This is a genomic window from Acetobacter sp. DmW_136 (assembly GCF_008690365.1).
Classification (GTDB): Bacteria; Pseudomonadota; Alphaproteobacteria; order Acetobacterales; family Acetobacteraceae; genus Acetobacter; species Acetobacter oryzifermentans.
In genome coordinates this window covers 15,359-30,538 of the sequence record NZ_VHON01000013.1, presented here as the reverse complement: position 1 = coordinate 30,538, position 15,180 = coordinate 15,359, and the positions used below count along the sequence as shown (strand labels likewise).

The window sequence follows — 15,180 nt, the reverse complement described above, 5'->3', positions numbered from 1 at the left end:
CTCTTTAGTGCTGCTCCACATCATGGAAGCGCGTGTAATCCACCGCAATGCGGCCATCTGGACGAGAGACCACGATATCTACAAACCGATGGTTATTGCGCACACGGTCAAACCTGTAAGCCGTTCTGGCAAACACTGTTTGGCCCAAGGCCTCATCCGTGCCGGTAACTGTTACAATAATTTCGGCTTCCTCGGTTTCCAGTTCCGCCATTGTTTTACCGTGTAAGGGGCTATCCGGCCCGATCACATGCGCCATTACAAAGGCAAACCGCAGCACGGGCACATGAGATTGGACAAGTAATAGCTGGTCAAACTTGCGCACCAGATGCCCATTTTCCCCCATAACCAAGCGGGAAAGCGCTACTTCTACATCCACAGAAAGAATGACGCTGACACGCAAATTGGCAATACGAATACACAGCGCGGGAATACCACTTTCACTACTGACAACAGCGGTATTACTGAACATGATGCGAGCACGTGGCCGGGCAAAACGGGCAAAGAGCAAGCCGGTTGCCACGGCTGTTAACATCATGCCGATAAACACTTCCAACGAGACAATGGCATTGGCGTAAATGCCAACAGGTGTCATGCCCCCGTAACCCACGGTGGAAAGTGTTTGCACACTGAAAAAGAACAGTGAAAGCAGAGTATGCTGGCCGTCGCTCGTAATCTGGTTTGGTGCCACCATATACAGCAACGCAAATATAAAATTGATAAGCAGGTAAGAAAACACAGCCACAGCCGTAAAAGCAGGCCAGCTTGCTGTAAGGGCGTGATGGTACAAATCTGTCCATACGCTATCCTTCAGCCCCACACGTACAACATCGTGGTGGCCTTTTTCTTCCACCAGCGCATGCGCTCTAAAACGCTTAGCGGCTTCACGCGTGCTTAAAGAAAAACGCCTGCTTTCCTTCTTTTTCTGCGCTGCAGAAGACCCACCCACATCCTCTAACGGTGTATGGCGAATTTCCTTATCTATCTGGCTTTTCTTCCTGTAATTGCGCAATAGTCTTTTCATAATCACCGCTCCACGCACCGGCCCGGTATGGGGATGCGCCCTCTGTTGCGGTGATACACGGCACAGCGTTAGCGTGCCTCAACAATTCTGCATGGAACCCCTGCAAAATCCCGCCAAAAATAGATAAAAACGCTAAGTTTTTATGAAGAGCGGGTTGCGTTTAGAAAACGTGCAGTTTTGTAGATAATCTTTTCAAAAAAACCGTTTTGCGCCCTCATGCTGCTGGGCGTGCCTATCACTTCTACCTGATCCAGATGCAGCACTGTGTGCCCAAGGGCTTGCACACGCACAAAACGCGCCATAACGGGTTTGGGCAAAACCACACGCAAGGGCGCAGAATCCGCGCCGCCAAAATGCATATCATCCCGTTTGGTAAAAATCGTATGCCAATCTGTACCGTTATGAGAGACAAGAATATTCAACTGCACACAGCATTCTTTTTGATCTAGCCGATTGTACAGCACAATGTCCTGCACACTGCACATCTGCTCCAGATCAACCTGCCACCACGGATCATCTTCAAAATCTGTATGAAAACCGTATCCGCCGTTTATCAGCCCATCGTTCCCACCAGAGGCTTCGCGCGCAGCATCATGAGACCATGACCATTGTGATACGGTGGACAACATGGCGGGCCGATGGCGGGAAAGAACGTGCCCGGTATCCTTGTTTAAATGAAACAGAGCCTGTTCCAGCCTATCAAGCACCTGCGCACTGGCTTGCGGGGGCGCACAAGACTGAAACGCACATACTTCTGGCCAGTATTGCGGATACTTTTGCTGCACATAAGCGTAGCCCTGCCGATAAAGGTCTGCAAAGCGGCTGTCCTGATAATCCAGATACGTGCCTTGCTGCGTGTAACCACCATAAGACCACGTAGCCCCTACCACGCCCAAACCTGCAATAAAGCGAAAATCATACTGGCTGATTTCGCCCAATGCGGAAGATCTCTGCTGCCCTACTGGGCGTGTATGTTCTACTGGGCTGGCATCCATAACCCATATATCGCGCCAACCCAGCATCATGGGCCAAAGCAGATCCAGCCCGAAGCCTGTGCCTGCGCGTGAAAAGCGGAAAGTGGGCAGTGCCTGATGCAAAAAATCGCGCTGCATGCATGGTGCCATAATTTCTGCAAACGTAGAGGCGCGCGCCACAAAATTTTGATTCTGCAAAGTAGAAAGATGGCTACAAAAAGAACCCGACGTAAGTGCCGGAGCCGCCAATTTGGCTTTATACTGCCTGCACGCAGCAAAAAAATAGTTCCACGTTTCTGCCGTAGCCAACAGATCATCATCCGGTAAACAGATATAATCGTACTGCTTCCAGCCATCCCACTCTGTTAAAAAACGATACAGACCATCCCACTTATGGCCCGGCACTATCTGGCCGGGAAGACCTTGCATATCCACTGGCTGAAACGGGCATAAAACCAGATCCCATTCCGGCACGGCCCCTTTCAGCCATTCTGGGTGCAGGGAGCGAGCACCACAGCGTGCAATAATCAGATTTCGCTGCATTACCCCAGCCGCTTACGCCTTACACGTTTTACTGTGCGTCTTTTTCTTCAAACGGACGCAGGGAAACACCTCCGGCATCTCGCGCCCAGGCTGCGGCATCATCCTCTGGCGGCACGTAATTGCCTTTGGTGATGGAACCATGCGCCAGTGTTTGCACATCCACCCGGTTCAAGCCGCTAGACTGCGCTGCCGCGCTTTGCGCTGCACGTTCCCACAACGCATGGGCTTTTTGCTGATCCCCCTGAGCAGAAGCAATACGTGCGGCAAGTGCAAGTGCCCGTGCCATATCACGGTAAGATCCATCATTACGCCGCAGATCAGCCGCCTGCACAGCTAAGGCTTCTGCCTGCTGTGGTGCAGATTGGCGTAACACACGGGCCTGAATTTCCGCCTGATCTGCCTGCTGTGTGGCAGAAAGCGGCTTTTTAAGGCTTGCAAGATAAGCCGCAGCTTTTTGCAGATTTGCGCTATCAGATTGCGCATCCGCAGCAAGCCCCAGCACCAAGGCAGCCCTGCCCGCCAACGCACTATCGGATGAGTGCATGGCCTGTGTGGCGGATGATATGGCAGAACTGTAATGGCCCAGCCTGTAATGTGCAGCGGCTTCTACCAGATCAAGCGAGTACAACTGTGTTTGCCCACGCACACCAGCGGCCTGCCGTGTGGCCTGTGCGGTTTGCAAAGCTTTATCCGGCGTGTTTGCTGCCAGTTGCGCTACTGCCAGATCATACCCAGCCTCTGTTATCGCGCTAACATCATCCCGCAGCAAAGCCATATCTGCCGCTTTGCGATACTGCGTAACGGCCACAGTATAACGCCCCAGCTCAAAGGAATCTCGCCCGGCTGTCATGGCCTGATCCCATGCGGCATCATCCTGTGCGGTGGGTTTATCCTGCGCTGCACCGCCACACCCGGCCAATAAAAGAGGTAAACACAACACAGCCGCAGCGGGAGAAAAATACCTCATGGCCGCACCTGCTTAGGTGACAGACGGTTATGCCGTATCACTTTTTGTCCCCCCAGTAGCCACATGCCCCGTAGCTGGTCCGTTAGTTTTTCCAGCCCGTAAAGTGTGGTTTGCGCCTGCGCCAGCAATGCTGGCAGATCTGCGGTGCTGGCATCCAGATTAGCCGCAATACCCGGCAGATGCGGTGTTGCGCCCTTTAAATCGTGCGAGGCCCCTTTCAGGTTTGCCACTGTGGCATCGGTTTTGTTCATGATGCCAGAAATCTGGTTTTCAATCGGCTTCAGGCGGTCAATCACCCCATTGAGCGAAACAATAGTGGCTTCTGCCTGTTTGATCAGTTGATCATTCGTCATCAACTGGCCAACTGTGCCCTTGCCTGCGTGCATATCACTAATGGTACCATCAAGCTGTGCCATCATGTGCCGTGCACTTGCCAGTGCGGGCATGATTTCGGCCTGAATGCTGTTGAGCGTAGCGGTAATCTGGTCTGCTGGGTTAGGCGCTGGCGTTACGCTTACAACTGCGTAGCTCCAATCCATTGGCTCCCCATGCCCGCGGCTGAGATCCAGATAAGCGGCACCTGTTACAATTAACTGTTTGCGAATAATGGCCGAACTATCGCGCCGGATAAACGGCTTGGCCTGTGGGTCCAGATCCACCAGCGCATACATGCTGCCAGACGGGTTGAGCTTAATGGAACGGATGGTGCCTGCATGCGCACCCATAAGTTGCACATCGCCCCCAACCGTAAGGCCACCCACGCCAGAAGCTGGCAGCACCACGCGCAAGCGCGCTGGCGGGGTTAACCAATCTCGCAGCACACCGGCTTCAATCACCGCGCCTGCAAAAATAACAAGGCTGAGAAGAACAAGAAATCCAACCCATTCATCTGCATAACGCAGAGAAATAAGAGGTTTCACTTTCTGTCTTAAGCGGAGCTGGAACATTATGCCATCCGTACTGCTACTAGGCCATCATCAGCAAGACGCCATGTGGAGGTAATACCCTGCCGGTAACTTTGCCAAACGGCATTGCTGCGCACCAGCCAGATTACGCCTGCCCCTCTATCCCGCGCTTCTGTTATCGAAGATAGGAAAGAGTTGTACAGTTCGGGCGGGCCACCCTCCAGCGGGTCTTCCAAAAGCAGCAAATGCGGCTGCCCCATAAAAGCCCGCACGCATGAAACGCGCGTAAGATCCGTATCAGAAAGCAAGGATGGGCTAATTGTAGGCACACCCGGCAAGCCAAAACTTTCTGAACGTCGCACAGCCTCTGCCACCAGATCATCCAAAGTGCGGGTGGTATGGTGCAACTGCTGCAAAATAATACCCAGATGCGTGGGCATAAACTCCGCCCAACTGGCCCGGCGTGTAATGCGTCCGATACGCCCGCGCAGTGCGTTCAGTTCCCGATCTTTCAGGTTTGCCCAATCCAGCCCCATAAAGCTGACCTGTCCACTTTCCAGCTCCACCATACCGCTGCACAAATCTGCAAACATGGTGGCGCGGCTTGGGTCTCGCGCTTCCACAATCATACATTCACCGGGCATCAGCTTCATGCTGAAGGGCACTGGCGGCAGGCCGCTATCCTCAAAGGAAGGCACCGCCTTGTTTAATTCCAGAAGTGGGCCTGCTGAATACGCCTCCATCTTACAGATCCAGACTAAACAGAACGCTCACCATCATCACAATCAGCATCCCGCGGGAAAAGCCGCGTGGCAGCAAGGTGCGTAGTGAATCTTCATTGGTGGCGGTTAGGCCCGTCAGGCAGCCGCCAAGCCCCACAACAAAACCAACCATGATAAATTTAAGCGGAATAATGGCATAATCGGTTACAGACATGGCCGCAGCCACATCATCCAGAAATGTCCAGATCGGGTTTGTAATCACGCCAGAAATACGGCTCATGACATACCCGGTTATCAATGATGACATGGAAAACAGAATGCCCAGCGTAAACCCAGCCACGGTAAACGCCAGCGTGCGCGGCAGAACCAGCAACAGAAACGGATCCATCCCGACAGACTGCATAGACCGCACCTGCCCGCCAATGGTCAGCAACCCTAGCTCTGTGGCGGACAGCATGCCATTGCGCCCCAGCAGCAGAATGCCCACCAGAATGGGTGCTATTTCACGGATAACCACATTGACCAGAATGGAGCCTGTCATTTTGGCAAGGCCGGTAAGACCCAACCAGTAAATAACCTGAGAAACGGCAGCCACACCCATAAGCATACCGGCAAACAGTGATGCACTCACACCCCCGCCGATAATGTTATTCATGGTGGTTACAAATTCGTACCTTACCGTGCGGCGCCATGCGTGAGAACGAAAGCTCTCAAAAATAACGCCCCAGCCTGCCCCCAGAACAACCAGAAAAAACCGCGCCTGCCTGCGCACAAGCCGACCAATCCATGCCAGCTTTCTGCGTATCCATTCGTGCAGCGGAACACGCTTGGCAGGTTTATGCGCATCTGTTTGCAGGATCAGGTCTGGTTCATCATCCGACGGCAGATTGGGGCCGCCTGTTTGCTGGCTCCCGCTCATCGCCTTGCCGCCAATGTATAGGCACGCCCCAGCCCCAGATGCGGTGCAAAAAAGGAGCCACGGCTCCGGAACAGATACCTGTCACGCAACACGCCATAAACACGCTCTGTAACCTGAATAGTGCCGGGATCTGCCGCCCCCTGTGCCATCAGCTCAGCCAAAGAGACGGTTTGCCCCCACAGGTTAAACACCTTGGGTTCATTCCCAACTGCGCCACCAAATGCCGGCCCATAATCAATGCCCATGGTAAACACTGGCTCCAGATCTGCTGCGGCCAGTGACGCCATGAAGATTTCACGCATTTTAAGCGCAGCATCTGCAATACGAACAATGGCTGTAACATCTGGAGTTGGCAGGCAACCTGCCATGCAGATCATGCGATGGCCCGCCACTTCTACGGCAAACAGTTTTTCTTCCTGCGCGACAGACTGCACATCTGTCGCCAGTTGGTTGATAAGCGCGATCAGGGCCTCGGTTTCTTTTTCCCCTTCCACTACGGGATCTGAGAATGTGATGACCAACACAGCCACAGACGGATAAATACTGGCAGAATTAACGGCTGCGGCTTCTGGCGCCTTCATCAGTATATTATCAGATTTCGGCGCTGGCACATCCAGGGTGGCAACCTGCTGCCCGGCATCTACAATCTGGCTGGTCTGGTTATTGAGCAGTTGCACCTGTGCGGCAAAACGCAGGGCCGCTACTCCGGCCATAAGATCAAGAAAGTAAAGCAGATGCGGCTGAAGATGCGGATCTTCCAGCATAATCGCACCTTCCACCCCATGCGGGCCATGCACGGGGCACACAGCCAATGCTTTTGTGCCCAGTTCACGCATGGTTAAACGTTCAAACCGCGTGGTGCGCGGGTCTATGGCTGCATTTTCAACCGAGAACGCATTTCCTTCCTCTATCGCGGAAAAGAACGGCCCCAATTCTGTGCGGGCCATTTCAAAACCACCGGAATGTGTGTTTTGCGTTTGGTCATACGCATCTTCACACACCATAGCTGCACCATCATGCAGGAAACGCCAAAGCGTGGCACGCCGGGCACCTGTTACAAGCGTTAACTGCTCTGTCAGGCTAAGTGGTTCTACCGTGGGATCAAACAAACGCGGCGCAACGGCCACCTGCTGCACAGCAGAACTTTCGCGCTGGATCTGCTCTTTCTGTTTCCCCAACAGGCGCGTGCTGTATTCTGTCCGCCGCACCTGCCGCACCAGCAGCCCTGCAAGCACAAGAGAGAAAACCGTGATAATGGCCAAAAACTGCAAGCTCTGGTGGCTGCTTTGGCGTGCGAAGGACCCGAAATCACTTTCGGGCGCGGCCATCAGCAAAATCCAGCTATCGGAATAGTGCGGCAAAGCTGCGGCAATGGTAATGTAATCCGTGCCATCCCATGTAACATGCCGTGGCCCAACACCACGCACTCGGTAATGATCATACCCCAACGCAAAAACCGGATAGGCATTGCGGTCCAGCACCATTTTATCTGGGTCCCACCCCGCGGCCTTGGCCTGCTGCGTGAGATTTTTACCGGCAATAAACAGGCCCTTGCTATCCACAATCATGGCGGAGCCAGTTTTACCAACTTTGATCTGATCCAGATAAGAGCTGAGCTCGTTCAGGGAAATATTGGTGGCAAACACCATTGTATGGCCAGCGTCTGTCTTGAACCGCAAAGAACTGGTCATGACAAACTGGCTGGTGGTGGGGAACAGGTGTGGCTTTGTCCACGTTACTTTATCTGTTGCGGCAGTATTTTTATACCAATCCCGCGTGCGTGGATCATACCCCTTGGCATCTTCTTCCGTTTCGGAAATTTTCTGCCCGCTATCATCCCAAAATGCGTGATGGAAATATGTGTGGCCGTTTTTTTCAATCAGGCGCACATGCTCCTGCACACCTTTTTGCGCTGCACGGGCGATAAGCATGAAGTGCCCATCATCATCCGCCAGATAGAAAGACTGCAACTGCGGAATTTTCCGCAACATGGTGCTGCCGTAAGAATAAAAAACCTTGTCCGCCACCTGCGTAGGGGCATGCTCAATCATGCCCGAAGCAATCAGATTACCGTTTGCGGCAGGCTGAATATAATCTGTAACCTGCTGCACAATATACTGCTGCACAGCACCCATAAGCTGGTGCGTAAGGGTGGAAACACCTTCCTTGGTGGTACGGTAGGAATTTACGCCCACCAGCGCAATGGCCAACACGGCCATAACCGTAACAACAAATGGCAGAACAAGGTGCAGCAGAACCCTTCGGACAGAAGCATCGTGCTGGACTGTGGGATCTATGATCTCTTCAGAAGACACGAGATAAGGTTCCGCTGCTTTACCGGTTATTCAAAACCTGATTCTGGCCGACAGTTACAGCAAGCCGGCTAACCAACCGCGCTACTGCACCATATCAGGATGTATAAACCGTAATGTGCCCCGATAGATGGGGGTTGTCCACCCCGCACCTGTATCCTGTTTAGGGCATATCAGCCGACCAATTCAATCTCGAAACGTGTTGCAACACCCAAGGCTTGGCCCAGACGTTCCAGCCCGCGGCGCACGCTCTCGCCTTTTACGGCCACACGGGTAGATGTCAGGATCAGCACCAGCGCGTCTTCTTCCCATTCCAAGGATGTGCCTTCCAGCAACCGCCCCGCACCGCCGGAGAGAGAATAAGCCAGCCGCAGGGCCAGCCCCAGCACTACGGCGCTCTTCCAGTCCTGCTCACTCAACAATGCGCGAGACGTTGCCAGAAAAAGTGCCTGCTGATCTGCTGCGTAACGAATAGCCAACGCCAACGCCAACCATGCGCGGGAAGGATGGTCAAACCCACCACTCTGCACGCGCAAGATACGCCAGTACGTTTGCTCCGCCCGATATTCAGGGTGATCGTGGCTGCCGATATCAGACAGATAACAGGCCAGATGCCGCAGGTATTTTTCTTCTGCCGTTTCCTCCGGCCGCAAAAAATCTGTCCACTGCATCAAGGCATAAGGAAGTGAATTGCTACGCCCAAAACGGGCACACATTTCACGCGCCACCACATCCATCGGGTTCTGGGCCAGAATATCTGGCGCAACCTTAAGCATGTACCAGCCCTCACGCAGGCCATCCACGCAAAAAACAATTTTATCCGGCTGCACCTTTTTCATCAGCCGCCGCAGCACCATGGCTGCAAAAGGCGTATCATCCAATCGCTTGCGTGGTGCACCGGGCAGACGTTCCAAACTACGGCGCGAACTGTTTTGCAGCCAGCCCGTCATCTCCCGCGCTTCCTGCACATCCATTGTATAATAGTGCACGATGTTGAGCGGATATTGCGTGCGCGCAATCTGGAGCCGCGCCAACGCACGAAAAGCTCCGCCTACCAGATAAAGTGTGCTGCCTTTTACCTTGGGCAACCACTCTACGCCGCCAATATCCTTATCTGCCAGCGTTTTGGCTTTATCCAGATCTCGGCCAGAACGATCTGCAAGCCGGATCATGCCCAGTGGCAGGGTTGTGGCATCATGCCGCCCCTGTGGCGTAAGGCGAATAAGCTCTAAAGACCCACCGCCCACATCGGCCACCAGACCGGAAGCGCCGGGAATACCGCACATAACGCCAATAGCGGAATGATCGGCTTCTTCCTCACCAGAAAGAATGCGGATGGGCACGCCGGGCATGCTTTCACGCAGGGCTTGCACAAAAGCAGGCCCATTGCTGGCATCCCGCACAGCAGCGGTTGCCAGAATTTCAAACGGGTCGGCCTTCATGGCGCGGGCAATGGCATGGAAGCGGCTGAGCACTTCCTTTGCCATTTCCACGCCTTCTTCATTCAGCTTCCCGGTTTCTGTCAGCCCGCGCCCCAAACGCAGCACGGCTTTTTCGTTAAAAATGGGAAGCGGATTGCGCGAGCGCCCTTCAAAAACCACAAGCCTTACAGAATTGGAGCCAAGATCCACCACTGCGGAACGGCACGGTTGATCAGCTTCCATTAAAACCCCCTGCCCGTTTGCAAAAACTGGCTGCACAGTTTGGAACAACGGGGATGGGATAATCCCGACGCAAGAAAAAAGCTCATGATTTCAGACATCAATCTATCAGCAAGTCCTGTGAAGAGGTCAAAGACGCCGGGGCGCGGATTGGTGTGTCATGCGCGGCTGAGCCCCGTCCGGAAAGTGAAGGATGTGTCATAAACCACTCATGTGCGGAAAAAGGCCGGTTTCCGGGGTTTACGCGCCGCCATTCTCCGTTCTGCTCCAGCATCCATGATTGTAGGGTATCACGAATGTTAGACACCATGATCTGCCCCAAAACCTGTGCATGCACCGTGGGGTTGGTAATGGGCACCATGCTTTCCACGCGCCAATCCATATTTCGCGTCATCCAATCTGCCGAAGAAATAAAGACCTTGGCATAGCGCGATGGCAGACGATGTTCGTTACCAAACACAAAAATGCGCGAATGTTCTAAAAAGCGCCCGACAATAGATTTAATGCGGATGTTTTCTGAAAGACCGGGAACTCCGGGGCGCAGGCAGCAAATGCCGCGCACAACGCCCACAATCTTCACCCCCGCGCAGGAGGCTTTGTACAGGCAATCAATCAGATCCGGGTCCACCAGCGCATTCATCTTCAACCAGATGCTGCCGGGCTTACCCGCTTTAACGTGATCAATTTCTTCCTGAATCAGTTCCTTCAACGTGCTGCGGATGGTGATGGGGGAAAAGGCAATTTTCTCCATCTGCGCAGGCATGGCGTAGCCTGTAACGTAATTGAACAGGCGTGCAGAATCCCGCGCCAATGCCGGATCACACGTAAAGAAGGAAAGATCTGTATAAATACGGGCCGTAATGGGGTGGTAGTTGCCTGTGCCAAAATGCGCGTAAGAGCGCACAAGCCCCCCTTCTCGCCGCACCACAAGGCTGAGCTTGGCGTGGGTTTTTAAATCCGCAAAGCCAAACACGACCTGCACACCCGCAGCTTCCAGCGCGCGGGAAAGGCGAATATTGGCTTCCTCATCAAATCGAGCGCGCAATTCCACCATGGCAGTAACGGATTTACCGGACTCCGCCGCCTCAATCAGCGCCTTTACAATGGGTGAATCGCGCGATGTGCGATACAGCGTCTGCTTGATAGCAATCACGTTGGGGTCCAGCGCTGCCTGCCGCAGGAACTGCACCACCACATCAAAACTTTCAAACGGGTGATGCACCAGCAAGTCCTTGGCGCGGATAGCGGCAAAGCAATCACCGTTAAAATCCCGGATACGCTCAGGAAAGCGCGGGGTATAGGGCGGGAACAACAGGTCTGGCCTGTCATCCACAATCATCTGCTTAAGATCCACCACGCCAATCATGCCGGAATGCACGGCAATTTCGTCGGGCGGCAAATCAAGATCCGAGGCAATGGCTTCTGCCAGTTCCGTCGGCACCCGCTTTTCCATATCCAGATGGATAACAACCCCACGGCGGCGGCGCTTTAGAGCCGTTTCGTAGGAACGGACAAGGTCTTCCGCCTCATCTTCAAATTCCACGTCGGTATCGCGCACCACGCGCAACACACCGCTTTCACCCACTTCCAGACCATCAAACAGACGGTCAATAAACAGGGTAATCAGGTCTTCCAGACGGAAGAACCGCACCTTTGGCGGGATTGCCGCATCTGCTGCCGGGGTAGGAGATGGCAGGCGAATAAAACGCTCTATCTGCGCAGGCAGCAGAATAAGAGCGTTCATGGCGAACAGGCCCGTATCTGCGTAAAGCAGGCGCAAACCCAGTGCCAACCCCATATTGGGGATAAACGGCAGCGGATGCGCAGGGTCCACGGCAAGAGGTGTGAGAACCGGAAACACCCTGTCCATAAAGATTTTGGCCAGATGTTCCTGATCAGCCTCTGTCAGCGCATCTGGTTCGCACAGCTCTACGCCTGCTTCTGCCAACAGACCGCGCAGTTCTGTCCAGATTCGCTGCTGTTCACGCAGCAGGCGGGCGCAGCGTTCGCGCACAGCCTCAAGCTGCTGGGCGGGGGTGCGGCCATCGGGGGAAAGTTTGGTTAACCCCTCACGCACCTGCCCGACAAGCCCGGCCACACGCACGGAATAGAATTCATCCAGATTGCTGGCGCTGATAGATAAAAAGCGCAGACGTTCCAGCAGGGGGTTGCGGGCGTTATCGGCCTCTTCCACCACGCGCTGGTTGAAATCCAGCCAAGACAGCTCGCGGTTGATAAACCGTTCCGGCATTTCCAGAGTGATCTTCCGCTCTGCCGTTTTTCTGCTCTGCCGAGGTGGGCGGGTAGAAGGTTTTCTGGGCGCTGCTTTTCGGGCTGGTGAACGAGCTTTTACAGGGGCCTGTTCTTTTTTATCCTGCGCCGTCACGTTTCTTCCTTTCCTTGTGCTGCATCATGCGCCCCGTTTCCCGCCTTGGGGCAAGCAAAGCTTTACGCAAACGTAGGCAGCGCGAAAAGTTCAGCTCAGCAATCTGGTAATGATTGTCATAAAACTGAAACATCACAACAGGCTTATAACGCATATGTTCACTATTCTTCGCGCGCCAGCAGGCTTTCCAGCACATTGGCGGCCAAGGCGCGTGTAATACGCCCCCCCGATTCTAATGCGGCTTGATCCAGCATGGCTACACAATCGCGCATGGCACTTGCCCGGCGCGGCAGGCGGCGCAACAGCCACTCCGTTACCTGTGCGCTTACCACAATCTGGCGTTCAGCCAATAGCCGCAGCAAAAGGCGGTGTAAAAGCCCTTCCTCCGCCGGGCCTAACGGCACAGAAGCCGTGGCTCGCAACCTGCTTGCCAGATCTGGCAGCACAACCGGCCAACGCGCAGGCGGCCTGCGGGCGGCCATAAGCAAAGCCACACGCCGCTCCCGCGCCAGATTAATAAGGTGCAGAAGATCTCGCTCATTGGGCACTTTATCGGCATTATCCAATGCAGCGGCCCGAAACCCGCCATCTTCAAACAGCATTGCGGCTTCATGCGTGTTCAGGCGGCTGCCTTCCATAATGGGGGCGCCATAACGGCCCGCCCAAATAGAAAGAAGGTGCGTTTTGCCCGTACCACTTTCCCCCCACAGGGCCATGCGGCCTTCTGGCCAACGCGCAGCGGCCTCGGCATCCAGCACCCATGCCCGTGCTGCGGCATTAGAGGGTGCCGCCACAAAGTCCGACCTTCCGAATCGGGGGCGATGCGCAAAGGGCAAGGCAATCTGTTCTGCCTCGGTGGCCTCATTTTGGCGCTTTTGCCCGCCCGAAGGCGCGTTTAAAGGGCTTTTTGTTTCATCAATCCGTGTCATGCCGCTTTGCGCGCCGCTTCTCCTGCCGTAAAGACTGTGCTCGAGCGGGAATCCTAACCCACCCTGTCCCGCACATCGACCCTTATTCTCATTCGGACCAAGAGCACGCGCATGACGTCTTCACCTAGCACCCCTTCCTCCGGCCTCACTTACCGTGATTCCGGCGTGGACATTGAAGCAGGCGAAGCCCTTGTTGACGCCATTCGCCCGGCGGCCAAAGCCACAGACCGACCCGGCACAATGGGGGGCCTTGGCGGATTTGGCGCACTGTTTGATCTAAAGGCCGCAGGCTTTAAAGACCCCGTGCTTGTATCCTGCACAGATGGCGTAGGCACCAAGCTGACACTGGCTATTGATAATGACCTGCACGAAACCGTGGGGATTGATCTGGTAGCCATGTGCGTGAACGATCTGATTGTGCAGGGTGCGGAACCCCTGTTCTTTCTGGATTACTTCGCCACGGGCCGTCTATCTGTTAACAGTGCGGCCAAGGTTGTGCGCGGCATTGCCACCGGGTGTGAACAGTCTGGCTGCGCGCTTGTAGGCGGTGAAACAGCAGAAATGCCCGGTATGTATGCCGATGGGCATTATGATCTGGCTGGTTTTTCCGTTGGTGCGGCAGAACGCGGCGCGCTCCTGCCCTCTGGCATAGCAGAAGGTGATGCCCTTATTGCGCTGCCTTCTTCTGGCGTGCACTCCAACGGCTTTTCTTTAGTGCGGCGCATTGTGGCAGATGCCCATCTGGCATGGACAGACCCGGCAGCCTTTGCACCGGGTAAAAATCTGGGTGAAGCCTTTTTAGAACCCACACGCCTATATGTGCGCCCGGTTCTGGCGCTGCATAAAGCTGGCCTGCTGCATGGCGCTGCCCACATTACCGGCGGCGGCCTGCCCGGCAATCTGCCCCGCGTGCTGCCAAATGGCTTGGATGCGGTGATTGATCAGGAATGGCCCGTAGCACCTGTGTTCAAATGGCTGGCCCGCACCGGCAATGTGGATACAGAGGAAATGCTGCGCGTGTTCAACTGCGGTATCGGCATGATCCTGATTACGCCAGAACCCGATGCCGTTCTGGCCCGCCTGCATGATATGGGTGAACCGGCTGTGCGCATTGGGCATATTGCCAAAGCAGCTTCCCCTACTGCCAAGCCTGATCTGAAAATGCAGGCTACTCCGGATTTTCGCGCAGCATGAGCGTTGAAAAAACACCCATTGCCATTTTGATCAGTGGCCGGGGCAGCAATGCCACGGCCTTGATCCGTGCGTGTGAAGATCCTTCCTTTCCTGCCCGCATCTGCCTTGTTTTAAGCAACAACCCGGATGCACCGGGGCTGGAAATGGCAAAAAAAGCAGGCCTACGCACGCTGGCCATCAACCATCGTGATTTTGGTAAAGACCGTGAAGCGCATGAACGCGCCGTGCATGCTGCTTTAACGGCAGCAGGCGCTCAGGCCATCTGCCTTGCTGGCTATATGCGCTTGCTGACTCCGTTTTTAACCAGCGCATGGGCTGGCCGTATGCTGAACATCCACCCCAGCCTGCTGCCTGTATTCCCCGGCCTGCACACGCATGAACGTGCGCTGCAAGCAGGTGTGCGTGTGCATGGGTGCACCGTGCATCTGGTAACAGAAGGCATGGATGAAGGGCCTATTTTAGGCCAAGCTGCTGTGCCTGTTCTGCCGGATGATACCGCAGATACCCTTGGGGCTCGCGTTTTGCAGCAGGAACACCAGCTTTACCCGCAAGTGCTCCGCCACTTTCTGCTTCAACGCCCTGCTTCTGCTCCGGCAGAGTGCGCCCTGCTTGTTGGCTAAGGCGCTTTTTCTTTTCTGTTTTCCTGA

12 protein-coding genes are annotated in these 15,180 nt (G+C 54.7%); 2 read left to right on the top strand and 10 right to left on the bottom strand.

All coding sequences use genetic code 11. The features are described 5' to 3' along the window. Positions 1-4: 4 nt before the first annotated feature. The 10 genes from FKW31_RS05115 to FKW31_RS05070 all read right to left on the bottom strand — a co-directional run bounded on the left by FKW31_RS05115 (position 5) and on the right by FKW31_RS05070 (position 13,339). Positions 5-1,039, bottom strand: a complete 1,035-nt coding sequence (locus FKW31_RS05115; RefSeq protein ID WP_089178818.1) for an ion channel — start codon at positions 1,037-1,039, stop codon at positions 5-7. A 122-nt stretch (positions 1,040-1,161) separates the two neighbouring features. Then, a complete protein-coding gene (locus tag FKW31_RS05110; protein WP_150177992.1) occupies positions 1,162-2,538 on the bottom strand; it encodes a discoidin domain-containing protein in 1,377 nt (458 codons plus the stop codon). 28 nt (positions 2,539-2,566) lie between these two features. After that, complete coding sequence (locus FKW31_RS05105) at positions 2,567-3,505, bottom strand: hypothetical protein (RefSeq protein WP_150177991.1); 939 nt, start codon at positions 3,503-3,505, stop codon at positions 2,567-2,569. After that, positions 3,502-4,452, bottom strand: a complete 951-nt coding sequence (locus tag FKW31_RS05100; protein WP_150177990.1) for an MlaD family protein — start codon at positions 4,450-4,452, stop codon at positions 3,502-3,504. Before FKW31_RS05100 ends, FKW31_RS05105 begins: the two co-directional genes overlap by 4 nt. Continuing rightward, on the bottom strand, positions 4,452-5,153 hold the full coding sequence (locus FKW31_RS05095; RefSeq protein WP_006116099.1) for an ABC transporter ATP-binding protein: 702 nt from the start codon (positions 5,151-5,153) through the stop codon (positions 4,452-4,454). The genes FKW31_RS05100 and FKW31_RS05095 overlap by 1 nt, the downstream gene beginning before the upstream one ends. A 1-nt stretch (position 5,154) precedes the next feature. Next, positions 5,155-6,051 (bottom strand): ABC transporter permease, encoded by an 897-nt coding sequence (locus FKW31_RS05090; protein ID WP_150177989.1) that lies wholly within the window; start codon positions 6,049-6,051, stop codon positions 5,155-5,157. After that, on the bottom strand, positions 6,048-8,366 hold the full coding sequence (locus FKW31_RS05085) for an adenylate/guanylate cyclase domain-containing protein (RefSeq protein ID WP_150177988.1): 2,319 nt from the start codon (positions 8,364-8,366) through the stop codon (positions 6,048-6,050). The genes FKW31_RS05090 and FKW31_RS05085 overlap by 4 nt, the downstream gene beginning before the upstream one ends. A 170-nt stretch (positions 8,367-8,536) precedes the next feature. Then, a complete protein-coding gene (locus FKW31_RS05080; protein ID WP_035351670.1) occupies positions 8,537-10,027 on the bottom strand; it encodes a Ppx/GppA family phosphatase in 1,491 nt (496 codons plus the stop codon). Between the two features lie 97 nt (positions 10,028-10,124). Then, positions 10,125-12,410 (bottom strand): RNA degradosome polyphosphate kinase, encoded by a 2,286-nt coding sequence (locus FKW31_RS05075; protein WP_150177987.1) that lies wholly within the window; start codon positions 12,408-12,410, stop codon positions 10,125-10,127. Between the two features lie 161 nt (positions 12,411-12,571). Continuing rightward, positions 12,572-13,339, bottom strand: a complete 768-nt coding sequence (locus FKW31_RS05070; RefSeq protein ID WP_150177986.1) for a chromosomal replication initiator DnaA — start codon at positions 13,337-13,339, stop codon at positions 12,572-12,574. A 111-nt stretch (positions 13,340-13,450) separates the two neighbouring features. On the opposite strand from FKW31_RS05070, the gene purM reads away from it, so the two are divergent. Together purM and purN are read left to right on the top strand one after the other, a co-directional pair. Then, entirely contained in the window at positions 13,451-14,533 is a 1,083-nt protein-coding gene (gene purM / locus FKW31_RS05065; RefSeq protein WP_089178809.1) for a phosphoribosylformylglycinamidine cyclo-ligase, read from the top strand. Beyond that, the gene (purN, locus tag FKW31_RS05060) at positions 14,530-15,153 is read left to right on the top strand and encodes a phosphoribosylglycinamide formyltransferase (RefSeq protein ID WP_150177985.1); all 624 of its coding nucleotides are present in this window, start codon (positions 14,530-14,532) and stop codon (positions 15,151-15,153) included. The genes purM and purN overlap by 4 nt, the downstream gene beginning before the upstream one ends. The last annotated feature ends 27 nt before the right edge of the window (positions 15,154-15,180 follow it).

Bases quoted from the DNA above. Each gene is read 5' to 3' on its own strand.
- FKW31_RS05110 (WP_150177992.1), bottom strand. From the start codon at position 2,538: ATGCAGCGAAATCTGATTATTGCACGCTGTGGTGCTCGCTCCCTGCAC.
- FKW31_RS05105 (WP_150177991.1), bottom strand. From the start codon at position 3,505: ATGAGGTATTTTTCTCCCGCTGCGGCTGTGTTGTGTTTACCTCTTTTA.
- FKW31_RS05100 (WP_150177990.1), bottom strand. From the start codon at position 4,452: ATGTTCCAGCTCCGCTTAAGACAGAAAGTGAAACCTCTTATTTCTCTG.
- FKW31_RS05095 (WP_006116099.1), bottom strand. From the start codon at position 5,153: ATGGAGGCGTATTCAGCAGGCCCACTTCTGGAATTAAACAAGGCGGTG.
- FKW31_RS05090 (WP_150177989.1), bottom strand. From the start codon at position 6,051: ATGAGCGGGAGCCAGCAAACAGGCGGCCCCAATCTGCCGTCGGATGAT.
- FKW31_RS05080 (WP_035351670.1), bottom strand. From the start codon at position 10,027: ATGGAAGCTGATCAACCGTGCCGTTCCGCAGTGGTGGATCTTGGCTCC.
- FKW31_RS05070 (WP_150177986.1), bottom strand. From the start codon at position 13,339: ATGACACGGATTGATGAAACAAAAAGCCCTTTAAACGCGCCTTCGGGC.
- purM (WP_089178809.1), top strand. From the start codon at position 13,451: ATGACGTCTTCACCTAGCACCCCTTCCTCCGGCCTCACTTACCGTGAT.
- purN (WP_150177985.1), top strand. From the start codon at position 14,530: ATGAGCGTTGAAAAAACACCCATTGCCATTTTGATCAGTGGCCGGGGC.